Annotated in this window: 20 protein-coding genes and 1 tRNA gene; 9 read left to right on the top strand and 12 right to left on the bottom strand. The window is 68.5% G+C overall.

Annotated features, from left to right (window positions below; all coding sequences use genetic code 11):
* Positions 1 to 2 precede the first annotated feature (2 nt).
* A complete protein-coding gene (locus ACTYVM_RS15850; protein ID WP_445524620.1) occupies positions 3 to 1,109 on the bottom strand; it encodes a sugar ABC transporter substrate-binding protein in 1,107 nt (368 codons plus the stop codon).
* A gap of 395 nt (positions 1,110 to 1,504) precedes the next feature.
* Between ACTYVM_RS15850 and ACTYVM_RS15845 the strand changes: the two genes are divergently transcribed.
* Together ACTYVM_RS15845 and ACTYVM_RS15840 are read left to right on the top strand one after the other, a co-directional pair.
* Positions 1,505 to 1,969 (top strand): hypothetical protein, encoded by a 465-nt coding sequence (locus tag ACTYVM_RS15845; RefSeq protein ID WP_445524621.1) that lies wholly within the window; start codon positions 1,505 to 1,507, stop codon positions 1,967 to 1,969.
* Positions 1,970 to 1,971: 2 nt separating this feature from the next.
* On the top strand, positions 1,972 to 2,271 hold the full coding sequence (locus ACTYVM_RS15840) for a transcriptional regulator (RefSeq protein ID WP_400030185.1): 300 nt from the start codon (positions 1,972 to 1,974) through the stop codon (positions 2,269 to 2,271).
* Between the two features lie 375 nt (positions 2,272 to 2,646).
* Here the strand turns inward: ACTYVM_RS15840 and ACTYVM_RS15835 are convergent, their stop codons facing one another.
* The 5 genes from ACTYVM_RS15835 to ACTYVM_RS15815 all read right to left on the bottom strand — a co-directional run bounded on the left by ACTYVM_RS15835 (position 2,647) and on the right by ACTYVM_RS15815 (position 8,338).
* Entirely contained in the window at positions 2,647 to 3,096 is a 450-nt protein-coding gene (locus tag ACTYVM_RS15835; protein WP_400030807.1) for a heat shock protein transcriptional repressor HspR, read from the bottom strand.
* 5 nt (positions 3,097 to 3,101) lie between these two features.
* On the bottom strand, positions 3,102 to 4,280 hold the full coding sequence (gene dnaJ / locus ACTYVM_RS15830; RefSeq protein ID WP_445524622.1) for a molecular chaperone DnaJ: 1,179 nt from the start codon (positions 4,278 to 4,280) through the stop codon (positions 3,102 to 3,104).
* 39 nt (positions 4,281 to 4,319) lie between these two features.
* Positions 4,320 to 5,006: a nucleotide exchange factor GrpE gene (grpE, locus tag ACTYVM_RS15825; protein WP_445524623.1), complete on the bottom strand. Its 687-nt coding sequence runs from the start codon at positions 5,004 to 5,006 to the stop codon at positions 4,320 to 4,322.
* A complete protein-coding gene (gene dnaK, locus ACTYVM_RS15820) occupies positions 5,003 to 6,850 on the bottom strand; it encodes a molecular chaperone DnaK (RefSeq protein ID WP_445524624.1) in 1,848 nt (615 codons plus the stop codon). The genes grpE and dnaK overlap by 4 nt, the downstream gene beginning before the upstream one ends.
* 93 nt (positions 6,851 to 6,943) lie before the next feature.
* Positions 6,944 to 8,338, bottom strand: coding sequence for an MraY family glycosyltransferase (locus tag ACTYVM_RS15815; protein WP_445524625.1), 1,395 nt, complete (start codon positions 8,336 to 8,338; stop codon positions 6,944 to 6,946).
* Between the two features lie 226 nt (positions 8,339 to 8,564).
* Here ACTYVM_RS15815 and ACTYVM_RS15810 point away from each other — a divergent pair, with 226 nt between their 5' ends.
* Positions 8,565 to 10,871 (top strand): (Fe-S)-binding protein, encoded by a 2,307-nt coding sequence (locus tag ACTYVM_RS15810; protein WP_445524626.1) that lies wholly within the window; start codon positions 8,565 to 8,567, stop codon positions 10,869 to 10,871.
* An 86-nt stretch (positions 10,872 to 10,957) separates the two neighbouring features.
* Here ACTYVM_RS15810 and ACTYVM_RS15805 read toward each other — a convergent pair whose 3' ends face one another.
* The gene (locus ACTYVM_RS15805) at positions 10,958 to 11,302 is read right to left on the bottom strand and encodes an antibiotic biosynthesis monooxygenase family protein (protein WP_445524627.1); all 345 of its coding nucleotides are present in this window, start codon (positions 11,300 to 11,302) and stop codon (positions 10,958 to 10,960) included.
* Positions 11,303 to 11,499: 197 nt separating this feature from the next.
* Here ACTYVM_RS15805 and ACTYVM_RS15800 point away from each other — a divergent pair, with 197 nt between their 5' ends.
* On the top strand, positions 11,500 to 12,435 hold the full coding sequence (locus ACTYVM_RS15800; protein ID WP_445524628.1) for a Yip1 family protein: 936 nt from the start codon (positions 11,500 to 11,502) through the stop codon (positions 12,433 to 12,435).
* Between the two features lie 126 nt (positions 12,436 to 12,561).
* Here the strand turns inward: ACTYVM_RS15800 and ACTYVM_RS15795 are convergent, their stop codons facing one another.
* The gene (locus ACTYVM_RS15795; RefSeq protein ID WP_445524883.1) at positions 12,562 to 12,984 is read right to left on the bottom strand and encodes a hypothetical protein; all 423 of its coding nucleotides are present in this window, start codon (positions 12,982 to 12,984) and stop codon (positions 12,562 to 12,564) included.
* Positions 12,985 to 13,462: 478 nt separating this feature from the next.
* Between ACTYVM_RS15795 and ACTYVM_RS15790 the strand changes: the two genes are divergently transcribed.
* From ACTYVM_RS15790 to fmdA, 3 genes are read left to right on the top strand one after another with little or no spacing between them, the layout of a single operon-like run.
* Positions 13,463 to 13,741 (top strand): FmdB family zinc ribbon protein, encoded by a 279-nt coding sequence (locus ACTYVM_RS15790; RefSeq protein ID WP_445524629.1) that lies wholly within the window; start codon positions 13,463 to 13,465, stop codon positions 13,739 to 13,741.
* A 38-nt stretch (positions 13,742 to 13,779) separates the two neighbouring features.
* Positions 13,780 to 14,433 carry an AmiS/UreI family transporter gene (locus ACTYVM_RS15785; protein WP_445524630.1) on the top strand — a complete coding sequence of 218 codons (654 nt, stop codon included), beginning with the start codon at positions 13,780 to 13,782 and terminating at the stop codon, positions 14,431 to 14,433.
* A gap of 9 nt (positions 14,434 to 14,442) precedes the next feature.
* Positions 14,443 to 15,693 carry a formamidase gene (gene fmdA / locus ACTYVM_RS15780; protein WP_445524631.1) on the top strand — a complete coding sequence of 417 codons (1,251 nt, stop codon included), beginning with the start codon at positions 14,443 to 14,445 and terminating at the stop codon, positions 15,691 to 15,693.
* Positions 15,694 to 16,539: 846 nt separating this feature from the next.
* Here the strand turns inward: fmdA and ACTYVM_RS15775 are convergent.
* Together ACTYVM_RS15775 and dcd are read right to left on the bottom strand one after the other, a co-directional pair.
* The gene (locus tag ACTYVM_RS15775; protein ID WP_445524632.1) at positions 16,540 to 17,049 is read right to left on the bottom strand and encodes a phosphoribosyltransferase; all 510 of its coding nucleotides are present in this window, start codon (positions 17,047 to 17,049) and stop codon (positions 16,540 to 16,542) included.
* Between the two features lie 13 nt (positions 17,050 to 17,062).
* Positions 17,063 to 17,638 (bottom strand): dCTP deaminase, encoded by a 576-nt coding sequence (dcd, locus tag ACTYVM_RS15770; RefSeq protein WP_384174675.1) that lies wholly within the window; start codon positions 17,636 to 17,638, stop codon positions 17,063 to 17,065.
* Between the two features lie 501 nt (positions 17,639 to 18,139).
* Between dcd and ACTYVM_RS15765 the strand changes: the two genes are divergently transcribed.
* Both ACTYVM_RS15765 and ACTYVM_RS15760 read left to right on the top strand, forming a co-directional pair.
* Positions 18,140 to 18,210, top strand: a tRNA-Gly gene (locus ACTYVM_RS15765).
* A gap of 193 nt (positions 18,211 to 18,403) precedes the next feature.
* Positions 18,404 to 19,666 (top strand): DUF4365 domain-containing protein, encoded by a 1,263-nt coding sequence (locus ACTYVM_RS15760; protein ID WP_445524633.1) that lies wholly within the window; start codon positions 18,404 to 18,406, stop codon positions 19,664 to 19,666.
* A 157-nt stretch (positions 19,667 to 19,823) separates the two neighbouring features.
* On the opposite strand, the gene ACTYVM_RS15755 is transcribed toward ACTYVM_RS15760, so the two are convergent.
* Positions 19,824 to 20,222, bottom strand: coding sequence for a PIN domain-containing protein (locus ACTYVM_RS15755; protein WP_361672429.1), 399 nt, complete (start codon positions 20,220 to 20,222; stop codon positions 19,824 to 19,826).
* Complete coding sequence (locus tag ACTYVM_RS15750) at positions 20,219 to 20,500, bottom strand: hypothetical protein (RefSeq protein WP_445524634.1); 282 nt, start codon at positions 20,498 to 20,500, stop codon at positions 20,219 to 20,221. The genes ACTYVM_RS15755 and ACTYVM_RS15750 overlap by 4 nt, the downstream gene beginning before the upstream one ends.
* Between the last annotated feature and the right edge of the window lie 400 nt (positions 20,501 to 20,900).

The following is a 20,900-nucleotide window of genomic DNA, read 5'->3' as shown; positions in this document are numbered from 1 at the left end:
CGTTACTTCAGGCCGATCGAGTCACAGGCCGCCTTGTACGTCGCGGTGCAGATGTCGGACACCTTGTAGATGCCGTCGTCGATGACCGTGTCCTGGATGTTCTTCTTCGTCAGGGCGACCACGGAGACCAACTGCGCGGGAATGTTCTTGTGGGTGGGGCTGCTGATCCGGTCCCGGGTGAGGGAGTCGAACTGGATGTCCTTGCCCTGGACCTTGGCGACCGCCATCTGGGCGGCGGTCTCGGCCTCCGTCGGGTAGGACTTGTACACGCTCATGTACTGCTCGCCGGTGACGATCCGCTGCACGGCGTCGAGTTCGGCGTCCTGGCCGGTGATGGCCGGCAGGTGGGTGAAGCCCGCAGCCTTGAAGGCCTTGATGACGCCGCCCGCCATGCCGTCGTTGGCGGAGTAGACGGCAGCGATGTCGTCCTTGCCGAGCGCGGCGAGCGCCTCGGCCATGTTCGCCTGGGCGTTCTCCGGCTTCCAGTCCTTGGTGTCGTAGGACTTGGCGATCGTGACCTTCCCGCTGAGCTGGGAGAGCGCGCCCTCCTTGAACTGCTTGGCGTTCGGGTCGGTGGGCGATCCGTTGATCATGACGATCTGGTCGGAGGTGGTCACGTCGGAACCCAGCGCGTCGATCAGGGAGCGGCCCTGTACCTCGCCCACCAGCTCGTTGTCGAAGGAGATGTACGCGTCGATCGGGCCCTCGGAGAGCCGGTCGTAGGCGATGACCGGGATGCCCGCGTCCTTGGCCTTCTGCACCACGTCGGCGATGGCGTGCGAGTCGACGGCGTCGAGCAGGATGACGTCGACCTTGTCGTCGATCATCCGCTGCATCTGGCCGGCCTGCCGGCCCGCGTCCGCGTCCGCGTTGGAGTACTCGACCTTGCCCTTGTTCCGGGTCAGCTCGGCGACCTTCTCCTTGATGATGGGGTAGTCGAACTTCTCGTACCGGGTGTTGGCCGTCTCCGGCAGCAGCAGGCCCACCGTCAGGTCGTCGCCCTTGGTGGGGCTCGCGTCGGCGCCGCTCCCCGACCCGCCGAGCGCCCCGCAGGCGGCGAGCGAGAAGGTCAGCGTGGACGCGGCCACGGCTATGGCGATACGACGCATCGAGGTGCTCACTTCTGGTGCCTTCCGGACGAGGGCGCAGCATTGCAACCCAGGTGACTGAAAAGCCAACGCGGAGGCGACCACCGGCGTCAAGCGGAACCACTTAACGAGATGGCAACACCACGCTCCGCTGCGGCTGTGAAGACCCTGCGAACCCTTGCGGAATCACCCTCAAACGCCCTTTGCGGACCCTTCACCAGAGGGAAGTTCAGCGGTCGTACGAAGAGGCAGGCGACCTGACGGACCCACACCTGCCGACCCGAACAGGAGTCGGCGCCGACAAAGGCGCCAGCCATGGAGAGGCTCGAGGGCGTGGAGACGATCCGGATGAGCCGACTCGGGTACCACACAGACCGGCACTTGCCATGATGGAAAGTCGAGCTAGACTTTCCATCATGGCAAGTATCTCGGACGATCCTGCCGCCGCACGCGCGGCCCTCGACAGCGCGGCCTCCGCACGCGCCACCCTCGCCGACCGCGCCACCGCGCCCTGGTGGTACCACGCCGGGCTGGGCCTCGGCGTGGGCATCGTCTTCGCCTCGATCGACATGGGCGGCAGCATGGTGCCCTCGGGCGTCATCGTCGGGGGGATCGTCCTCCCGACGATGCTCACCCTGAGCGTCGCCCGCTCCCGCGGCGTCTCCGTCAACCGCTCGGTGTCCGCTCCGGGCACGCGCGGGCTCAACGGCCTGTACCTGCTGGCGCTCATCGCCCTCGGCGGCCTCGGCCTGAGCCTGAAGCTGGCCGCGGGGCTGCCGGGCGCCATGTCGGTGGCCGGTCTGCTGGCCCTGGCCCTCACCGTGTACGTCACCCGGCGCAACGACGACGCGCTGCGCCGCGATCTGCTGCGGCGGATGTGACCATGTCCGGACTCGACGAGGTGATCCATCCGGCACACCGGCTGCGGATCTGCGCCATGCTCGCGGCGGTCGACTCCCTGGAGTTCTCGGTGGTCCGCGATGCCCTCGGAGTGAGCGACTCCGTCCTGAGCAAGCAGGTCAAGGTGTTGCAGGCGGCCGGCTACGCGACCGTGCGCAAGGTCCCGATGAACTCCCGCACCCACACCTGGCTCGCCCTGACCGACGCGGGCCAGGAGGCACTGGCCGGGCACCTTGCGGAACTCCGGCGCATCGCGTCCCTCGCGGACGGGGCCAAGCCGTAGGGCCGTCCGGCAGGCCCCGGGGCCCCTTGCCCTGCTCCTCGGGGTCCTGCTCCCCGCACAACTTCCCCGACTCGCCATCGGCCTGCAGAAAGCCCCCGCCCGGCCTCCCAGGAGGCCCCGCGACGACGATTCCCCTGTCAACGCCCGCTTCCGCCATGCCCACTGCTCACTGTCGTGGTCCAGCCCCGCCGCGCAGCGCGCCTTCAAGTCGCGAGAGGCAAGGGAGCCGAGCAGAGCGCCGATCCGGCGCAGGACCTCTCGTCCCGCCCGGTCGGACCCTTGAGACCGGAGCGGATCGCCACCCCGGACGGGCCGGGAAGACGCGAAGGGGCCCGGAGGCTTGCGGCCTCCGGGCCCCTCGAGTGCGGGACGGTGCTACTCCGGTTGCTGGCGCTTGGGCCGCCACACCACCAGCGCGCTGGTCTGCTGGACCTCCTGGTAGGGGACCAGATCCCGGCGGTAGGAGGCGTGCACCGCGGCCTCGCGCTGCCGCATCGCCGCCGCCGCGCCGTCCAGCGCCGCCTGGAGTTCCGCGACCCGGGACTGGAGCGCCGTGACCTGGTTCTCCAGTTCGATGATGCGCTTGATGCCGGCCAGGTTGATGCCCTCGTCCTGCGACAACTGCTGCACCTGGCGGAGCAGTTCGATGTCGCGGGCCGAGTAGCGGCGCCCACGGCCGGCGGTGCGGTCGGGGGACACCAGACCCAGCCGGTCGTACTGACGGAGGGTCTGCGGGTGCAGTCCGGACAGCTGGGCGGCCACCGAGATGACGTACACCGGTGTGTCTTCCGTCAGTTCGTACGGGTTGCGGCGGCGGCCGTCCATCTCCCTCATGCTCCCTTCGCGGCCTCGAACAGCTCGGCCCGCGGATCCTCGCCCGCGGTGGCCTCGCGATACGCCTGAAGCGCGTCACGAGCCTTCCCCGACAGGTCCTTGGGGACACTCACCTCCACGGTGACCAGCAGGTCGCCGCGGCTGCCGTCCTTGCGGACCGCGCCCTTGCCGCGCGCCCGCATCGTACGGCCGTTCGGCGTGCCCGGGGGCAGCTTCAGCGTCACCGAGGGACCGCCCAGGGTGGGCACGCGGATCTCGCCGCCGAGGGCCGCCTCGGTGAACGTGACCGGCACGGTGACGGTGAGGTTGTCGCCCCGGCGGCCGAAGACCGGGTGCTCCCCGACGTGCACCACCACGTACAGGTCGCCCGCGGGTCCGCCGCGCTCGCCCGGGGCCCCCTTGCCACGCAGCCGGATGCGCTGGCCGTCGCTGACCCCGGCCGGGATGCGGACCTGCATCGTCCGGGACGACTTGGCCCGTCCGGAGCCCGTGCACACCTCGCAGGGGTTCTCCGCGATGAGCCCGCGGCCCTTGCAGTCCGGGCACGGGTCCGTCAGCGAGAACCCGCCGCCCGAGCCGCGTGCCACCTGGCCGGTGCCGACGCAGGTCGGGCACACCCGCGGTGTGCCGTTCTTGTCGCCGGTGCCGGAACAGGCCTTGCACGGCTGCTGGCTCGACATGCGCAGCGGCACCGTCGCGCCCTCGATGGCCTCCGTGAAGCTCAGCGTGACCTCGGACTCGATGTCCTGGCCGCGCCGGGGCTGGGCACGCGTGGTGCCCGTGCCGCCCCGGTTGAACAGGCCCCCGAAGACGTCACCGATGCCGCCGCCGAAGCCGCCGCTCCCCCCGCCGCCCTGGGCGCCCCCTCCGAAGAGGTCGCCCAGGTCGAAGTTGAAGTTGCCGCCGCCGGCGCCCGGTCCGGGGCGGAAGCCGCCGTTGCCGAACAGGGCGCGGGCCTCGTCGTACTCCTTGCGCTTCTTGGCGTCGCCGAGCACGTCGTTCGCCTCGGAGATCTCCTTGAAGCGCTCCTCGGCCTTGGCATTGCCCTTGTTGGCGTCCGGGTGGAACTCGCGGGCGAGCTTCCGGTACGCCTTCTTGATCTCGGCCTCGGTGGCGTCCTTGGGGACGCCGAGGACCTTGTAGAAGTCCTTCTCGATGAAGTCCTTGGTGCTCATCCCCGACGTCCCTCCTCTCGTGCGTCGTCCGTTATTACGTCAGCCCTCCTCCGGGCCACCGTTCTCCTTGTCCTCGCCCTGCTCGGCTGCCGGGGCCGTGCCGGACTCCTCGGCCGGCTTGACCGTCTGCGCGCCGGGCTGGGGCTCGGCCACCGCCACCCGCGCGGGGCGGATGGTGCGCTCGCCGATCCGATACCCGGGCTGAAGAATCGCCACGCACGTCGTCTCGGTGACGTCCGGTGCGTAGGAGTGCATCAGGGCCTCGTGGATCGTCGGGTCGAAGGACTCGCCCTCCTTCCCGAACTGCTGGAGTCCGAGCTTGGACACCACGGTCTCCAGCGACTCGGCGACGGACTTGAAACCGCCCACCAGTTCGCTGTGGTCCCGCGCGCGGCCGATGTCGTCGAGCACGGGCAGGAGCTCGGACAGGATGTTCGCCACGGCGACCTCCCGTACCGCGATCCGGTCCCGCTCGACCCGGCGCCGGTAGTTCTGGTACTCGGCCTGGAGCCGTTGCAGGTCCGCCGTGCGCTCGCCGAGCGCCGTGCGCACCTGGTCCAGCTGGGCCGTCAGCGCGGCCGACTGGTCCGGCTCACCGGCCGGGGCCCCGCCCTTGTCCTGGGCGGCGGCCTCCGCGGCGTCGTCGGGGGTGGTGCCGGAGGCGGCGTCGGACTGCGGCGGAGGCTGCGGCTGGTGCTCCTCGAAGCCGGGGGTCTCCTCCGTCACGCCGCACCGTCCTTGCGCTCGTCGTCGACGATCTCGGCGTCCACGACGTCGTCGTCGGCCTTGGCCTGGCCCGCACCGGCGTCACCGGCACCGCCCGCGGCCTGCGCGGCCTGGGCGTCGGCGTACATGGCCTGGCCGAGCTTCTGGGAGACGGCGGCGACCTTCTCCGTGGCGGTGCGGATCTCGGTGGTGTCCTCGCCCTTGAGCGTCTCCTTCAGCTCGGCGACGGCGGACTCCACCTCGGTCTTGATCTCGCCGGGGACCTTGTCCTCGTTGTCCTTGAGGAACTTCTCGGTCTGGTAGACGAGCTGCTCGCCCTGGTTGCGGGTCTCGGCGGCCTCGCGACGCTTGTGGTCCTCCTCCGCGTAGCGCTCGGCCTCCTCGCGCATGCGGTCGACCTCGTCCTTCGGGAGCGAGGAGCCGCCGGTGACGGTCATCTTCTGCTCCTTGCCGGTGCCGAGGTCCTTCGCCGTGACGTGCATGATGCCGTTGGCGTCGATGTCGAAGGACACCTCGATCTGCGGGACGCCGCGCGGCGCCGGCGGCAGACCGGTCAGCTCGAACATGCCGAGCTTCTTGTTGTACGCGGCGATCTCGCGCTCGCCCTGGTAGACCTGGATCTGCACCGACGGCTGGTTGTCCTCGGCCGTGGTGAAGATCTCGGAGCGCTTGGTCGGGATCGTGGTGTTGCGCTCGATCAGCTTGGTCATGATGCCGCCCTTGGTCTCGATGCCGAGGGACAGCGGGGTGACGTCGAGCAGCAGGACGTCCTTGACCTCGCCCTTGAGGACACCGGCCTGGAGCGAGGCGCCGATGGCGACGACCTCGTCCGGGTTCACGCCCTTGTTGGCCTCCTTGCCGCCGGTCAGCTCCTTGACGAGCTCGGCGACCGCGGGCATACGGGTGGAACCACCGACGAGCACGACGTGGTCGATGTCGCTGACGGAGACGCCGGCGTCCTTGATGACGTTGTGGAACGGCGTCTTGCAGCGCTCCAGCAGGTCGGCCGTCAGCTGCTGGAACTGGGCGCGGGTGAGCTTCTCGTCCAGGTGCAGCGGGCCCTCGGCGGACGCGGTGATGTAGGGCAGGTTGATCGAGGTCTCGGTGGACGAGGACAGCTCGATCTTGGCCTTCTCCGCCGCCTCACGCAGACGCTGGAGGGCCATCTTGTCCTTGGACAGGTCCACGCCGTGACCGGAGTGGAACTGCTTGACCAGGTAGTCGACGACACGCTGGTCCCAGTCGTCGCCACCGAGGTGGTTGTCGCCGTTGGTGGCCTTCACCTCGACCACGCCGTCGCCGATCTCCAGCAGCGAGACGTCGAACGTACCGCCACCGAGGTCGAAGACGAGGATCATCTGCTCGTCCTTGTCGAGGCCGTACGCCAGGGCGGCGGCCGTCGGCTCGTTGACGATGCGCAGCACGTTCAGACCGGCGATCTCGCCGGCTTCCTTGGTGGCCTGGCGCTCGGCGTCGTTGAAGTACGCCGGGACGGTGATGACCGCGTCCGTGACCTTCTCGCCGAGGTAGGCCTCCGCGTCCCGCTTCAGCTTCTGCAGCACGAAGGCGCTGATCTGCTGCGGGTTGAAGTCCTTGCCGTCGAGGTTGATCCTCCAGTCGGTGCCCATGTGGCGCTTGACCGACCGGATGGTCCTGTCGACGTTGGTGACGGCCTGACGCTTGGCCACCTCACCGACCAGCACCTCGCCGTTCTTGGCGAAGGCGACGACGGACGGCGTGGTCCTGGCGCCCTCGGCGTTGGTGATGACGGTGGGCTCGCCGCCTTCGAGAACGCTGACGACGGAGTTAGTCGTGCCCAGGTCGATGCCGACCGCACGTGCCATGGTGAATCCTCCAGCTGACTTGAGTGGAACGGACTCAAGTGTGCCCGAGGCTCTCCGTCGGGTCAACAGACCTGAGCCACTCCGACTCAAGTCTTATCCATCTCTTATACGCAAGGGCGCTCTGACCTGCGGTGACGTGGATTGCCTGGGCGGAGGAGGCGGATATTCGAGGTGACGGCGAGGGGCCTGGAGGCCGGATTCGCCGGTTCCGCCGCCGGATTCCGCGTCGTACGGGACCCTGCCGCGCGGGGCTCCGGGGGCCGTGCCGGACTGCCTCGGGGCGCGGAGGACCCGGAAGGGCTCGGTGCGCGACCGGGCACCGGACGCGTCGCCGCGCGCGCGTGGCGGTGCCCCGGTGCCGAACGCCTCAGCACGCGCACGCGTGGCGCCACCGGCGGCGGAAGGACCCCGGGCGGTGCGCTCCTCGGGCCGCCCGCGGGTGCCGGGCACTCGGGTCTGCCCCCGGGTGCCGGGAAGCCGGGCCTGCGTGCGGACACCGTTGGGTTCGGTCGGGCGCCGCGGAGCGTACGCCGGCACCCGCAACAGCCCGAGGACGATCACCAGGGCCGCCCCGGCCACCCACAGCACGGCCGTCGGCCGGGCCAGGCCCGTGTGCACCAGCACCCCGACCAGGACCGCGGCGAAGGTGCCGGCGCCGAGCAGGACGGTCGCGCCCGGCTGCGTCGGCCCGAGCCGACGCAGCCGGTGCGCGAGGTGGTCGGGACCGCGGCGCAGCAGGGGGCGTCCGGCCAGCCTGCGCGACACCAGGACCAGCACGGCGTCGGCGCTCGCGGTGGCGGTGAGCGCGAACAGCACCGCCACGGTGGAGACCGTGTCGTACCCGGTGCGGGTGAGGAGGGCCGCGCAGGCCAGCACGAAGCCGGTGAACAGCGCGCCTCCGGACCCGAACGCGATCCGCGCCGGGTGCCAGTTGTGCATCAGGAAACCGGTGAGGGCGGCGGCCAGCACGCTCAGCAGCACGGCGAGGTCGTCCATCACCTCGGCCGCCGCACACACGCCCACCCCGAACGCGGTGAGCACGCCCACCGTGCCCGCGAGGCCGTCCGCGTGGTCGAGCCCCCGGAAGGCGGCGGCCACACAGGTGATCCAGGCGACGGCGGCCACCCCGGCCACCGGCCCGGTCTCGTCGTACGGCACCACGCAGGCCGCCGCGAGAGCCGTACCGACGAGCAGGAACGGTGTCTTCAGCCGCCACACGTCCGCGGCGGTCCCGAGCACGGCGACCGCGGCGCCCGCGACGAGCAGTCTGCCCACTCCGTCGCCCAGCGGGGCGGTACCCGTCCAGCCGCCGGCCGCGGCGACCAGGCAGGTGCTGAGCACCACGGCCAGGCCGCCGAGCAGGGGCAAGGGGCGTGCCCGCCTCCTGCGGTCGACGAGGCCCAGCCGAAGCGCGAGCACCCGGAGCAGCGCCGAGAGCAGGGCGGCGAGGAGGAGAGCGGTGATGGCGGTGGCGATCCCGTAGAGCACGGTTCTTAAATTAGGGGTATATGGGGCGATCAGGTGCGAATAACACGATCGGCGCGCGACTGGATCCCCGGGCGGCCCTCCGGCACCCCCCGGACGGCCCTCAAGCGGACCCGCAGCGACCCAGATCACCCCGCACCCGACTGCATTGCGGCCGAGGATGGAGGTAGTCTCAGACGGACTACATAAGTTACCGCTCAGTAATCTCGAGGCCGCCTCAGGAGCCCCCATGCAACTCGCCGCGATCATCGTGTCGCTGGTCCTGACCGTGGTCGGCGTCGCGCTGCTCGCCCGTGCCATCGGTCAGTTCGTCCGGTACTTCAAGCTGGGCCAGCCCGTACCCGCCGGCACCCGTACCGACAACCCCTACCGGCGCAGCGTGACCCTGGTCCGGGAGTTCCTCGGCCACACCCGGATGAACCGATGGGGCATCGTGGGCGTCGCCCACTGGTTCGTGGCCATCGGCTTCCTGACGCTGCCGCCCACCCTCGCGCAGGCGTTCGGCCAGTTGTTCCGGGCCGACTGGACGCTGCCGGTCATCGGGGACTTCCTGCCGTTCGAGATGTACATCGAGTTCATCGGCGTGATGACCGTCCTCGGCATCGCCGTGCTCATCGCGATCCGGCTGCTGAGCCTGCCGTCCCGGCCCGGCCGCAAGTCCCGCTTCGCCGGCTCCAAGGCCGGCCAGGCGTACTTCGTCGAGTACGTCATCCTCATCATCGGCCTCGCGATCTACGTCCTGCGCGGACTGGAGGGCGCGCTGCACCACGTGGAGCACTACGAGGCCGGGTACTTCGCCTCGTACCCACTGGTGCTCGCCTTCAAGGGCCTGTCGGCCGGCACCCTGCAGAACCTGGTCTACCTGACCGCGATGATCAAGATCGGCACGTCCTTCGTGTGGATGATCGTGGTCTCCCTGAACACCAACATGGGTGTGGCCTGGCACCGTTTCCTGGCCTTCCCGAACATCTGGTTCAAGCGCGAGGCGGACGGTGGCACGGCCCTGGGTGCCCTGCAGCCGATGACCTCCGGCGGGAAGGCGATCGACTTCACCGATCCCGGTGAGGACGACGTGTTCGGTGTTTCGCAGGTCGAGCAGTTTTCCTGGAAGGGCCTGCTGGACTTCTCCACCTGCACCGAGTGCGGCCGCTGCCAGTCCCAGTGCCCGGCCTGGAACACCGGCAAGCCGCTCTCCCCGAAGCTGCTGATCATGTCGCTGCGCGACCACGCGCACGCCAAGGCCCCCTATCTGCTGGCCGGCGGCGGCAAGACGACGGAGGGCGAGGAGAAGGCCTCCGCCGAGCAGCTCGCCGGCGTCCCGGCGGCGGCGCTGGCGGAGGCCGAGCGTCCACTGATCGGCACGCTGGAGGCCGCGTCCGACGGCGGCTTCGCCGCGGGCGTCGTCATCGACCCGGACGTGCTGTGGTCCTGCACCACCTGCGGGGCCTGCGTCGAGCAGTGCCCGGTCGACATCGAGCACGTCGACCACATCGTCGACATGCGCCGCTACCAGGTCATGATCGAGTCCTCGTTCCCGTCCGAGGCGGGCACGATGCTCAAGAACCTGGAGAAGAAGGGCAACCCCTGGGGCCTGGCCAAGAAGCAGCGCCTTCAGTGGACCAAGGAGGTCGACTTCGAGGTCCCGGTCGTCGGCAAGGACATCGAGGACCTCTCCGAGGTCGACTACCTCTACTGGGTCGGCTGCGCCGGCGCCCTGGAGGACCGCGCCAAGAAGACCACCAAGGCCTTCGCGGAACTGCTGCACATCGCGGGCGTCAAGTTCGCGATCATGGGCGGCGACGAGAAGTGCACCGGCGACTCCGCCCGCCGCCTGGGCAACGAGCCCCTGTTCCAGGAGCTCGGCATGGAGAACGTCGCCGCGCTGAACATGGCCTTCGGTGAGGAGTCGGACGACGAGGGCAACGTCACCCCCGAGTCCCGCAAGCCGAAGTCGGCGAAGAAGATCGTCGCCACCTGCCCGCACTGCCTCAACACCCTCGGCAACGAATACCCGCAACTCGGCGGCGACTACGAGGTCATCCACCACACCCAGCTGCTCCAGCACCTGGTCGACGAGGGCAAGCTCGTCCCCGTCACCCCGGTCGAGGGCATCATCACCTACCACGACCCCTGCTACCTGGGCCGCCACAACAAGATCTACACGCCGCCACGGGAGATCATCGGCAAGGTCCCGGGCCTCAGGAACGAGGAGATGCACCGCCACAAGGAACGCGGCTTCTGCTGCGGCGCCGGCGGCGCCCGCATGTGGATGGAGGAAAGGATCGGCAAGCGCATCAACGACGAACGCGTCGACGAGGCTCTTTCGCTGAACCCGGACATCGTCTCCACGGCCTGCCCGTTCTGCCTGGTCATGCTCACCGACTCCGTCAACGGCAAGAAGAACGACGGCAAGGCCAAGGAATCCGTCCAGGTCGTCGACGTCGCCCAACTGCTGCTCGACTCCGTCAGGACGCCGGTCGACCCGGCGGGCGAGGCGACCGACGAGAGCGAACCGGAGCCCGAGCCGGTGAAGTAGGCGGCCCGGCCGTCCCACGTCCGACGCCCCCGTGTCCGTACGGCACGGGGGCGTCGCCGTGTTCCCGGGAGCGGGCCGCGGGAGTGCTACGCGCTCCTGGGCGCGGCCTGCTGCACGACCTCGAAGGACCACAGGGTGGAGCCGGTGGCCGCGGGCTTCGGCCGCTCCCCGCCCTCACCCCCGCCCTCACCCGCGCCGGCACCCTGGTGCGCGGCCTTCATCGGCCCCTCCAGCCAGGCCTGGAACGACTCCTCGTCACGCCAGCGCGTGTAGACGAGGTAGGTGTCGGTGCCCTCGACAGGGCGCAGGAGCTCGAACCACTCGAACCCGTCGGAGTTCTCGACCGCGTGCGCCCGGGAGGCGAACCGCTTCTCCAACGTCTCGCGTTGCTCGGCGGGCACGGTCAGTACGTTGATCTTGACTACGCTCATGGTCCCATCCTGCCCGGTGGCCCCCGAGCCGCCACTCAGCGCCCCGGAGCCCCCGTGGGCTCCCCTGAGAAGCACCCGGAAAACCCTGGGAACACCCTTGGGAACGCCCCTTAAGGGATGTCACAGCTCGGACCCAAAGCCCAGCGGGGACACCCGGCCCGGCCCGTGACTTCACGGGCTCGGGTACGTTCAATGACGTGGCTGGATTCAGGAGCGGACGCGGCGGCCGGAACGATCGTGCCCCGCAAGCGCGGACCCAACAACCTCCGTACGGGCAGCAGGCGCCCCAGGCCCCCTCGTACGGCTATCCCCCTGCGCAGCAGCAGCCGTACCCGCGGCAGCGGCAGCGGCCGCCGTACGGAGGCGGGGGCGGGGCCGTCCAGTGGCCCCGGGCCGACGACGGGGGCTACGGCGGCGGGGGCTACGGCAACCAGGGTGAGCCGGAGTACTTCGGCGGCGGCCACCCGCAGGGCGGCCCCGACCCGTACGCGGCCGACAACCCCGGCCACACCCAGGCGTTCGCGGTCGGCGAGGACCCCTACGACCAGGGCGGGACCTACCGCGCCGGCTCGGCGCCGGCCGGCCCGATCGGCCCTCGCCTGCACTGGTCCGACCTGCTGCGGGGCATAGTCCTGTCCCCCCAGCAGACCTTCCTCCGGATGCGCGACTACACGATGTGGGGCCCCGCCCTCATCGTGACGTTCCTCTACGGACTGCTCGCGGTCTTCGGCTTCGACGGCGCCCGCCAGGACGCCATCAACGCCACCCTCTCCAACGCGGTCCCGATCGTCCTGATCACCGCCGTGGCCCTGGTGATCAGCTCCTTCGTCCTCGGTGTGGTCACCCACACCCTGGCCCGCCAACTCGGCGGCGACGGGGCCTGGCAGCCCACGGTCGGCCTGTCCATGCTGATCATGTCGATCACGGACGCGCCGCGTCTGCTCGTGGCCATGTTCCTCGGCGGCGACGCGGGCTTCGTCCAGTTGCTCGGCTGGGCCACCTGGGTCGCGTGCGGCGTCCTGCTGACCCTCATGGTCCGCAGCTCCCACGACCTGCCCTGGCCCAAGGCCCTGGGTGCCTCGGCGATCCAGCTGATCGCCCTGCTGTCGATCGTGAAGCTCGGCACGTTCTAGGGCCTGTTGCGGCCTTCCCGCAGCCCACCAGCACACGAGGGGCCCGGCGCACCGCCGGGCCCCTCGCTGGTCCTCAGTTCCGTCGTGCGCCCGCTCCAGCGCGGTCGGCGCCCGAGTCCGGGCCCGTCAGAGCGTGCCGCCGATCTCGCACGCCCGGCAGGGCGGCTGCCCGCAGGTGCACTGCATGACGGCCTCGACGACCCCGCGGTCGTGGTAGAGGCACTCGTCCTTGCAGGTGTGGCGCGGGACGAACCCCGCCGGGATCTCGCCGGGCCACGGCTCGTAACCGTCCCGGCAGCGGACGAACCGCTCGGGGTCGGTGGAGTGCAGGTCGTGCATGCTCGACCGCGCCCTGTCCTCCAGCTCCCGCACCCGCTCCACCAGGTTCTTCAGCTCGGCGGCGATGCCGGCGTACTGGTCGGTGCCGGTCCTCACGTGTGCGGCCCGCAGCGCCATCGCCGCGTTGCCCAGGAACCTGCCGGCGTCCTGAAGGTCGGTCACGTGATGCAACTGAATGCCGTTCACGCCTCGCACCCACACGGCGTCCATGTTGCTCACCGATCCGCCCTCCTTGGATTTCTTGCGGGACAGTATGCGCGGCGCCGATGCCTTCGCATAAGAAAAATCAATCTATTTACCGAAACTAAAGGTCTCGGCCGCGACCGTCCAGCGATATTCAGGGTGAGTCGGCTCACAGCAACCCTGAGACTGCGGGCACGGCCGTACCGGAAGACCCATTGCCCCACACGCAATGGATCTTCTCAATGGATCTCCTCAGTGGATCTCCTCTTGGCTCCGGTCCTGCGCAACGCTTGATCAACGCGGACACTCGTTCACGGGGCCGCGAACGAGCCTCGGCGCACACCACGGGCCACCCGAGCAGGAAAAGGACCGAGCACCCCGCCCCCGATTTGACACACCCATTGACGGGACGTCTCCTTGAAGGGAGGAAACAGCTGCGGCACACGCTTTTCCAGGTGCGCCGCGCACTCGGGTTCGCGAGCGTCCAGCAGTTTCCGGAGCGACAATGGCTACTTATGAATACCTGTGCAGCCACTGCGGCCCTTTCGACGTGAAACTGACGATCGGAACGGCGCCCACGACGTACGGCTGCCCCGTGTGCACCAACACTGCGAGGCGCGTGTACTCCGCGCCTGGCCTGTCGTCGGCCTCAAGCGCGTCCGTCGCCCTCCACGAACGGGAGGAGCAGGCCCGTGAGGCCCCGACCGTGGTTTCCGAAGTGCCGCCGCGCACAAGTCCGGAGCGGCGACCGCATCCCGCGCTCTCACGGCTGCCACGACCCTGACCGCCTCCGCCCCACGCGGAGTCAGGAGGTGCGTCCCCGTGGACAATGTGGGACTGCTCTTCGTCGGTGCGGTGCTCTTCATGAACGGGTTGCTGCTTCTCGGCAAGGTCGATGACCGGGCGGGAGCAGTGTTCAACCTGTTCGTCGGGGCACTGCAAGTACTGACGCCGACCTACCTCATCTTCACCGCCGGCGGCGACTCCAAGAAAATCCTCGCGGCATCCGGAATCTACCTGTTCGCCTTCACCTACCTCTATGTGGGCATAACCCTGCTCGCCGACCTCGACAGCACTGGGGTCGGCTATTACTCATTGTTTGTGGCAATCGCCGCCCTTGGATATTCGTACGCCAATTTCCGGCTCTTGAAGGACTACCCGTTCGGGGTCATCTGGCTCTACTGGGCCCTGCTGTGGTTCCTGTTCTTCCTGCTGCTCGGCCTCAAGAGGGAGCACCTCAGAACCTATACGGGATGGATCTCCGCGATCGAAGGCTGGGTCACCGGTGCCATTCCCGCGGGTCTGCTGCTCTCCGGCTACTGGAAGCACCCCACCGAGACCGCCATCGCCCTGGGGGTCTTCGGCGTGCTGATGTTCGTCGGGTTGTGGCCGCGCACCCGGAGACCGCCTCAGCCGACCCAAGCCGCTCCGCCGACCAGTGGGGCGGGCGCTCCAACCTCACCGGATCAGAAATGAGGAGCTGTCATGCCCGAAACTCTCTTCAGTGTGGACCAGAGCAAGTCGATGCGTGAGCAGGACGTTCCCGGGCACAACAGGTGGCACCCGGACGTCCCCAACGCCACCATGGTGAAGCCGGGAGCGGAGTTCCGGATCGAGTGCCGTGACTGGACCGACTGCCAGATCGGCGACAACGACTCCGCCAACGACGTACGCGACATCGACCTGACCATCCCCCACATGCTCAGCGGCCCGATAGGCGTGGAGGGCGCCGAACCGGGCGACCTGCTCGTCGTCGACATCCTCGACCTCGGTCCCGTGCCGCAGCAGCGCGGGGACGCGGCGGGCCAGGGCTGGGGCTACACCGGCATCTTCGCCAAGGCCAACGGCGGAGGCTTCCTGACCGACTACTTCCCCGACTCCTACAAGGCCATCTGGAACTTCCACGGCCAGCAGGCGGTCTCCCGCCACCTGCCCGGCATCCGCTACACCGGGATCACCCACCCCGGTCTGTTCGGAACGGCTCCCTCCGAGGAGATGCTCGCCCGCTGGAACGCCCGCGAGAAGGCGCTGATCGACACCGACCCGAACCGGGTACCGCCGCTCGCCATCCCCCCGGACGCCCAGAACGCGCTCGCCGGCACGGCCACCGGGGACCTCGCCAGTCGCATCGCCGCGGAAGGCGCCCGCACGGTGCCGGCCCGCGAGAACGGCGGCAACCAGGACATCAAGAACATGACCCGCGGCTCGCGGGCCTTCTTCCCCGTGTACGTCAAGGACGCCAAGCTCTCCGCGGGCGACCTGCACTTCAGCCAGGGCGACGGAGAGATCACCTTCTGCGGCGCCATCGAGATGGGCGGCTTCATCGACTTCCATGTCGACCTGATCAAGGGCGGCATGGAGAAGTACGGCATCACCACCAACCCGGTGTTCATGCCCGGTAACGTCGAGCCGCGCTACACGGAGTTCATGAGTTTCATCGGGGTCTCCGTCGACCACGACACGGACACGAACTTCTACATGGACGCGACGCTGGCCTACCGGCGGGCCTGCCTCAACGCGGTCGAGTACTTCAAGAGGTTCGGCTACAGCGGAGAGCAGGCCTACCTGCTGCTCGGCTCCGCCCCCATAGAGGGTCGCATCAGCGGCATCGTCGACATCCCGAACGCCTGCTGCTCGCTGTACGTACCCACCGCCATGTTCGACTTCGACGTCCGGCCCTCGGCGGCCGGCCCGATGAAGGCCGACCGCGGCACGTGCGCGATGACCACCGCCTGACCGGACCGCGACGGCCCCGTGGCGCGTGCTGCGGGGCCGTACGGGGTCAGGCCGCGGTCCTACGGGCCGTGCGCTGCGACGATCCGCCGCTTACGGCGGTTGCGGCGCCTACGACGTGTCGCGGCGCCTACAGAGCGTCCTTCGAGGGCGTGATCGGCGTACCGGCCTTGCGGCACGGGGGCAGCACGGGCCAGGCGCCGTCGCCTGGATGAGGGTAGTTCCGCAGGACCCATATTCGCAGGTCAGCGCAGTAACTGAGGCAAACACACGAGAACGCGATGCCGGCGGATGCTCAGCCTCGCGTTCTCGGTTGGTGATGGGCCGCTCAGGTTGCAGTCAGCGCCACACGGGCTCGATCAAGCTCGGGTCCAACCGGCGCGCTCCCCTCCCGGCGGGACGTCACTGTCACCAGACCCAGGATCACCAACACGACTCCCAGAACCCCGCACAGCAGTCTGAACCGTCCAAGGGGCCAGAACTCCCCCCATCGCCGTCGGCCCGGCCCGGGCGAAAACATCACGTCCGCCCAGTCCCATGCCCACATGTCCACGCCACGGTAGCCGCAGGCCACCACGATGAAAGCGCTGCCCGCGATCAACGCGAGCACCCCACGAAGAACCACGCTGTTCCCTTCCCCTGCCCCACGACCAGCGTCGTCATCGCGGCATTGTCGCAGGGGGCGACGAAGGTACCCGGCTGCAGGATGCGGGCCAGCGCGTACGGGCGAAGCATTCAGCTGACGTCCAGGGCGAGCTGACCGAAGGCATATCGGTCGACACTGACAACCCGGGGATTCACTTGGGACACTCCGCGGGACATCTGGCGCGGCACCGAACGGGGACGGATCTATAGCGCCTCCGTCGAGGGCGTGATCGGCTCACCCGACTTACGTACTGGAGGCAAAACACTCCACGGGAAGTTGATCCAATCGTCGGTGCGCTTCCAGACGTACTCGCACTTCACGAGCGAGTGGGACTTCTCGTAGATGACGGCGCTGCGCACCTCGGCGACGGTGTCCAGGCAGAAGTCGCGGACCAGCTTGAGCGTCTTGCCGGTGTCGGCGACGTCGTCGGTGATCAGCACCTTCTTGTCGGAGAAGTCGATGACGTTGGGCACGGGCGCGAGCATGACGGGCATCTCGAGCGTGGTGCCGACGCCGGTGTAGAACTCGACGTTGACCAAGTGGATGTTCTTGCAGTCGAGGGCGTAGGCGAGCCCGCCGGCGACGAAGACACCGCCGCGCGCGATGCTGAGCACGATGTCCGGCTCGTACCCGTCGTCGGCGATGGTCTGCGCGAGCTCGCGCACGGCGACGCCGAAGTCCTCGTAGCTGAGGTTCTCCCGTGTCTCACTCATGTCGTGGGTGCCCTCACACCTGCGTGCGGTGGAAGTTGACGTAGGAGCGGGAGGCGGTGGGTCCGCGCTGCCCCTGGTACCGGGAGCCGTAGCGCTCGCTGCCGTACGGGGCCTCGGCGGGCGAGCTGAGCCGGAACATGCACAGCTGCCCGATCTTCATCCCGGGCCACAGCTTGATCGGCAGGGTGGCGAGGTTCGACAGCTCCAGGGTCACGTGCCCGGAGAACCCGGGGTCGATGAACCCGGCGGTGGAGTGGGTGACCAGCCCCAGCCGCCCGAGCGAGCTCTTGCCCTCCAGCCGGGAGGCGAGGTCGTCGGGAAGTGTGATGACCTCGTACGTCGACGCGAGGACGAACTCCCCCGGGTGCAGGATGAACGGCTCGTCGCCCTCCGGCTCGACGAGCCGGGTGAGGTCGGGCTGCTCGACCGAGGGGTCGATGTGGGGGTAGCGGTGGTTCTCGAACACCCGGAAGTAGCGGTCCAGCCGCACATCGATGCTCGACGGTTGCACCATGGATTCGTCGAAGGGATCGATCCGCACCCGCCCGGCGTCGATCTCGGCCCGGATGTCCTTGTCTGAGAGAAGCACGTAGCGAGGATACGCAAGGCGCGCGGAGCCCCCACCATCAGGACGGCTCCACGCGCCGGTACCGCACTGCTCCCGCTACCGCTTCTGAAGTGCCACGGGCACCGCACTGCGGAGCCTGGCACACCGTGGACACCTCATGAGCCGGCCGGGGCCGAGCCGCTCGGCCTGCTGCATCGGGAACGAAGCGGTGCTGAACACGTGCCCCTCGGCACAACGGACGACGGTGCGCTCCATCAAGTCCCTTAAGTCCCTTCCCCAGAACCGCGTCTGGCCTCTCGCCACCTGACGACAAAAGCCACATTACGGGATCAAAGAGACGTGCCACCAGACGGCACTCCGGCCCCACAGGACCCCTCACCCACATCCCCACCGTACGCCCCAACTCCGGTGCCCCGCAGGGCCACCACCCCCTTCGAACGCACACAGCCCCACGGCTCGAGCACCGGGCGCCGGGGATGGGGTACAGTGAGCGCCGGACCCGAACTTCGGTCGGCGTCTTACGCGGGTGTAGTTTAATGGTAGAACATCAGCTTCCCAAGCTGAGAGCGCGAGTTCGATTCTCGTCACCCGCTCTGTGAAGAAGGCCCAGGTCACCGACCTGGGCCTCAGTCGTTTCCGGGCCGCGCCATGCCAGGCCGCTCAGCAGGCGCCCTGCAATCTCCCTCGCTCCGGCTCCGGTGTCATAGGTGTGGCGCAGGCTGATCCAGGCAGACACCGGCCCCTCGTCCGCAGGGGCCGGCAGGAACCTTCCGAAGGAGGCGCGGCATGCCGAAGGTCTCAAAGGGGCGGCGTGTGGGTCAGGCTGCCGTGAACGCGTTGCGCACCCTGCTTGAAAACCACGACCACATCGTTCAAGAGATATCCGGGCAGAACGACTTCGGAGAGGATTTCTATGTCACCTTCGTCGACGACGGACATCTCACGAGCGACACGATCAAGGTCCAGGTCAAGGGTGGGACTAGCTGGCGCCAAGGCAACGGCTACGCGGTGCCTGTCGACCAGCACGGTGATACCTGGGCGGACGGGAACATTCCTGTCTACTGCGTGGTGTACGACCCCGACACCAGACAACTGCACTGGGCGAACGCCACCCAACAGCTCCGCCGGTCCGGTCCGCTGAACTCCCCGCGTTTCATCGGCGTCAGCCCCAACGCTGTGCTGAACGACAGCACTGTGCCGTTCTTCGTCGCCCAGGCCCGCCGCTACGCCGGACGCTATCGGGGCCGTCAGGCGGTCCTGACCCACCTGAGCGAGATGTCCGGAGTGGAGTTCGATTCGACGGACCACGTCCTGCACTTCGTCAACGGCTTCGACGAAGACCTCATCTTCTGGAAGCGCCCGGGGGACGCGCTGGCGACGCTACTGATGAGCGCGCACGGCTGGGAACCGTACCTCGTCAGTCTGGAGTCCCTGCTGCGCTCCGAGATGACGCCGCCGGGGGATGGAGACGGAGATGGCAGTGATCCCGCTAGTCAATGGGGCGACCCCGACCTGTCGACCGCCGGGGAACTGGAGCTGAACCGTGCCGAGATCATGTGGGTGGTCTCGTGCTTCGTCTCCAGTCAGGAAGCTGACGAACCCACTGAGTGCGAGGGGTGCCCGAGTTGCACGGGCGAAGAACCGGTGGAACACGGCAACATCGAGGCGGATGTGCTCCATGACTACGTCATCGCTCGAATCGTCGACCGGGTCGAAGCGGAGCCCGACCTGCTGAGTCGGTCGATCCAGGCCATGCGCGAGGAAGCCGAACTCGATCCGGAGATCCTCAGCGAGCTCGGTCCGCTCGAAGCCGATTCAAGCGTCGTGCGCCAAGTGAACAAGCTGAGCCGGGCCACGGTGACGAAGTCGACCGACATCGAACCGGAGACATTCAGACTGGCCGTTCTCTACTTCATCCACCGCATCTACATCGGTGGCCCCTCGCTTCCTCTCGACGAGCAAGTCCGCATCGTCTGGCGCGTGCCGGAGCCCGAGTCCATGCCCTTCCAGAGGGTTCGCAACAGTGGGGGCGCCGCTACTCGGACGTGACACGCCCCTGCCCGATGCCGACCACGCTATCGTTCAGCCCGATCCGAGGCAGGTCGCGAGGGTGTCCCCCCAGCAGCCGGCCGGCCGCCTAGGCAGGAGACCGCTGAGCCAGAGCCGCGTCCGCACGGCGAGCACCGCTTCTACAAGGCGTCGCGGCTCAGACCTTCTCGGCACTCAGGCGCGGATGCTCCGCGGTGAGCAGCCCGATGTCTTCCACGTCCGAAGTCAGAATCGTCACCCGGCCGGGATGCTGCAAGGCGGTCGCGCACAGCATGGCGTCGATGGCGTACTTGTGGCCGTGCAGCCCCGCCGCTCGCAGCAAGGCGGCAGCGGATTGCGCGACGGCTTGGGTCACGGGCTCGACGCTCAGGCGGGACAGAGTCCACTTCAGTGCGGCGTCGTTGATCTTCGGATGGATCACCTCGACCAACACGGCCGCCGAGGTGATCACGGGCAAGTCCGCGTCGCGAGCCGCCGTCAGCCACTCGTGGATCTCCCGATCCCGCTGTACGGCCTTTGCCAGGCCCTCGCTGTCCAGAACCAGGACACCGCTCACGCGGCCGCCCCGGCGTTCATGGCGCCTCCAGTCAGCCGGGCACGCTTGGCCGCCACGGCCTCGGGGTCGGCCGGACCGTGCACCTTGTCGAAGTCCGCGATCAGCTCGTCCAGATTGTCGCGCTCGATCTGCCGCTGGGCCGCCTTCTCCAGGTAAGCCGAGACACCTCGCTTGCCGACCCGCTCACGGATGGCCTGCAGAGTTCCGGCGGTCAAGGTGACGGAGATACCACTGGTGGGGCCGTCGCCGGGCGGGAAGTCAACGTAGTTGTCAGTCACACTCCGAGTATGCCATTCGAAATGGCACAGTGGAGAGTGAGTGCACCGCGCGGCTCTGATCGAATGACAGAGGCGACGCTAGGCGCTCGTGGATGCAGTGCGGCCGCGAGCACCCCGTTCAACAGCTGATCCCCGCGCCGGGCGGACCGCGTGCCCTCCGCATGCCCGTAAGGACGGAAACCTACGGTCAATGACGGTGCGATCCGACACGCACGATCACCTCGGGGATCAGGTATTCATGCTGGTCAGAGCCATGCAGCCTGTGCGAGCGCCGTCGCTTCCCAAGCTGAGAGCGCGAGTTCGATTCTCGTCACCCGCTCCATGAAGAAGGCCCAGGTCGGAGACCGGGGCCTTTTTGCTGTCCTTGGCGATCACTTGCCACGTGCCAGATTCGCGCCAG

The organism is Streptomyces cyslabdanicus, assembly GCF_052663305.1.
The sequence above is the reverse complement of the archived record's forward strand: the minus strand, read 5'-3'. Positions and strand labels throughout refer to the sequence as shown.